Genomic DNA, 3,052 nt, shown 5'->3' with positions numbered 1-3,052 from the left:
ACCCTTGTCCACCCACAATAGCATCAAGTAACTCTATAGCAGGGATAAATGCTCGCATATTAAGCTCTATTGATTGCCATCTTGTCGCTTCATCTTGAGTAATATCAATTAACGCTTGATACGTTTGCTCATCACTTAAGTTCGAGGTTGTGGGATAGACAGCTTCATCAACAATAAAAAGATTAATCACATTACTCATCATTTCTTCTCTAAATTAGTGGCTAAAAATTTAATCGTTAATTAAATATAACGGTAAATAAAGTGAGTCTGTTTGACACTGCCAGCCATGCATATCTTTACCCAATTTGGCCATGCTAAGCGCATTTAATGACATGACCGCATTTCCATCTTCTTTAAAGTCGCCGTATTTACATTCATCAGTATGCCATGCAATGACTTTATCAATACTTGATTGCCATAATAAATTATCACCTATAGAGAGACCTTTAATCGCCTCAACAAGCGGCACAATGCATTGTTGTACATCTTTATCTTTTGTTGATTTAGCCTCAGTCAGTGCGCTTTCAATTTCGTTCGTAGAAAGCGACTTCCCTGTACCTATTTTTATTAGTAGATGGTCATATAAAAAGATCGCTTTCTTAGTTACACTGCTGATTGTAAAGTCATCTGCATGTTCACGTAATTTACTTATTATTGACTCATCACCAAACAATAAAGCGACATTTAACTCACCTTGGATTGTCCACTCATTGTTATGCCCTTTTAGCTCTGAATCAAAACCAGTTAAGTATGCAAATTGTGCCGCTTCTTTTAGGTAAAATTTTGCTTCATTATAGTTTTCTAAAACGTAATGTGCGTACGCTAGATCCTGATATTTATAAGAAAGAACCCAACACGCTCTTTTTTTAGTGTCTACCTCAACAGATGGGTCATTCATATGTTTTAGTCTTACTTTTATTGTATTAGGTGCCTTTCTAAAAAGCTTTTCAGATTCAAAATCATAATTATTTAGTTTTAACATTATTTTTCCTATGGAAGAGGCTGAAGTCTACCGCCTGTAATGTTGCTGTCAATCTCGACAGCTTCAATAACAAGTTTAGTTACTTTTGGGTCTTCATTTTCAATAGCATCTAAAATATCTTCGCCTAGTCGATTCTTTTCTTTGTACTTTTTAGACTTTTGCATCGACTCTAAACTTTTTTTAATCCAATGGTCCGTCATCTGGTCACCTTTTTTGGCGCCAGTCGTTAATTTAGCGCCAGGACCTTTAGCTTCAACAACAAAGTACTCTATCACTTTGCCATTTTTGTCTCGTTTTGCCCATACTTGGTCGACTCCTGGACCTGGGCCAAAGCCCATTTCCATTGTGGCTGGAGGAGGTGGGTCTGAAAACTCTTTTTCCATGTACATTGAAGCACCAAGCTCACCTTTAGCCTCTGTAATCTTTGCTTTAAAAGCACCTTGCCTCCTAGCTGAATCTCCTGCCGCGATTGAGTCTTTTAGCCGCGTTTCATAGTGTTTTTTATACTCTTCAACTGCTTTGGTATGTTTTTCAAGAGTCGCATCTTCGGATTTAGGCTCTTTCTTTTCTTCTGACTTCTTCTTAGGAGAGTCAAACTTCCCTTTCATTAACTTGTGCGTAAATAACAGAACTTTACGATCTTTACTATTAGAGTTATCTGGAACATTCTCAATACCTCCAGCTTTCAACACATCAAATACATGAGTTAAACAACTTTGGTTAACAGGATCATATAGTGGTGTATCCAAGTTATCTGGATTCCAATCAGCTCTATCAAGAGCCATGTCGCCTTCTCTAAGTAGCTGCCTTTGTAAGTCACTTGCAGCTATCGCATTTGGTAACTTAATCGTCGATTTCTCAATCGATTTACCTGCAAAATCTTCCTCATCGTAACCGATGATAAGTGTATTGGTTCTAGTGCCATCAGCTTCAGTACCACCATGTTGGTGAGTTTTAGTCGTATCAAACTTTGTTTTGACCTGAATCGCAAAATGCATGTCACTACCATGACCGATTTTTAAAACTGTGGCAGTCCCTTCCTTACAACTCAACCCAAACGGATCCACCCAATTAACTGGGTTCGGCGCATATTGATAGTGGTTTATACCACCCACTAATCCTATTGGGTCTTGGTTTATAAAGCGCTGTTGTTTGGGGCTGTAGTAACGATAGCGGTTGTAATGTAAGCCGCTCTCTTCATCTAAATATTGCCCTTGGAAACGAATTGGCTGAGTGAAGCTGCTTTTTGTATTAAAGTCGACTTCTGGCTCTTCATAACCATACACATCGGCTTGGTTTTCCCATACGACTTCTGCTTTGTTATTGGTTACAAAGCGTGGGGTGTTAAGTTGGTCTAGGTGGTAGTAATACACCTCACCTTGTTTAATCAGCGCAACTGGGTGAAATTGATTCGGCAGGTTGATATACCACGTATATTCACCGTGTTGGCATTCGCCGATTAACTGGTCGTTATCCCAAATGTAATCAATTTTACCGTGTTCGGTGTGCTTGGCGATACGACGACCGAGAGGGTCGTAGTCGTATTGGATGAGCGTTCCGTTGTTATTAAAACAGCTTAACTGATTAAACGCATTGTATTCACGGCGGGTTTTTATGCCTTTGCCGGTTTCGCGTATTTGGTTACCAAACTCGTCGTAGTAAAAGTCGCTATCGCCAAAGTGTGTTAGGCGGTCGGCGTCGGTGGCACTGTTTATTGTGGTGTTGTTAGTGCCATCATTATTAATTACTGAGTCTACTTTGCTACTATTTTTACTACTACTTTCACTACTATTTGGCGCTAACTCATTGTATTCGCTATGCGTGGCACGTGTTAAATCAATAGAAGAGTTGGCTGTATGCTCGTTACTGGCAGCATCATGTTCTATACCCTGCTCGCCTGTATCACTAGTGTCTGTACCGCTAATGTCTGCATCGTTTGTGTTTGATTGAACAGTCTGACTTTGTGGGTTACCAAAGCTATCCCACTGGTAGTGCGTGGTTGTATCAGCACGTGGGCTTGCCAATGTTTGTTGTATTAACTGGCCGAGGCTGTTGTATTCAAAATTGATA

General features: G+C 39.7%; 2 protein-coding genes and 1 pseudogene. All 3 read right to left on the bottom strand.

Annotation, left to right across the window (positions count from 1 at the left end):
* Positions 1-199 (bottom strand): annotated as a pseudogene (locus AABI99_RS17850) (hypothetical protein); the annotation flags it as partial.
* 30 nt (positions 200-229) lie between these two features.
* The gene (locus AABI99_RS17845) at positions 230-982 is read right to left on the bottom strand and encodes a hypothetical protein (protein WP_338367466.1); all 753 of its coding nucleotides are present in this window, start codon (positions 980-982) and stop codon (positions 230-232) included.
* An 8-nt stretch (positions 983-990) separates the two neighbouring features.
* Positions 991-3,052 (bottom strand): RHS repeat-associated core domain-containing protein (locus AABI99_RS17840; protein WP_338367465.1); only part of this gene is annotated, 2,062 nt, incomplete at its 5' end.

It is taken from the genome of uncultured Pseudoalteromonas sp., assembly GCF_963922945.1.
GTDB lineage: Bacteria > Pseudomonadota > Gammaproteobacteria > Enterobacterales > Alteromonadaceae > Pseudoalteromonas.
This window is presented reverse-complemented; position numbering and strand designations above follow the sequence as displayed.

What these genes read in the sequence shown, in the direction of transcription:
- AABI99_RS17845 (WP_338367466.1), bottom strand. Translation starts at nt 982, where the DNA reads ATGTTAAAACTAAATAATTATGATTTTGAATCTGAAAAGCTTTTTAGA.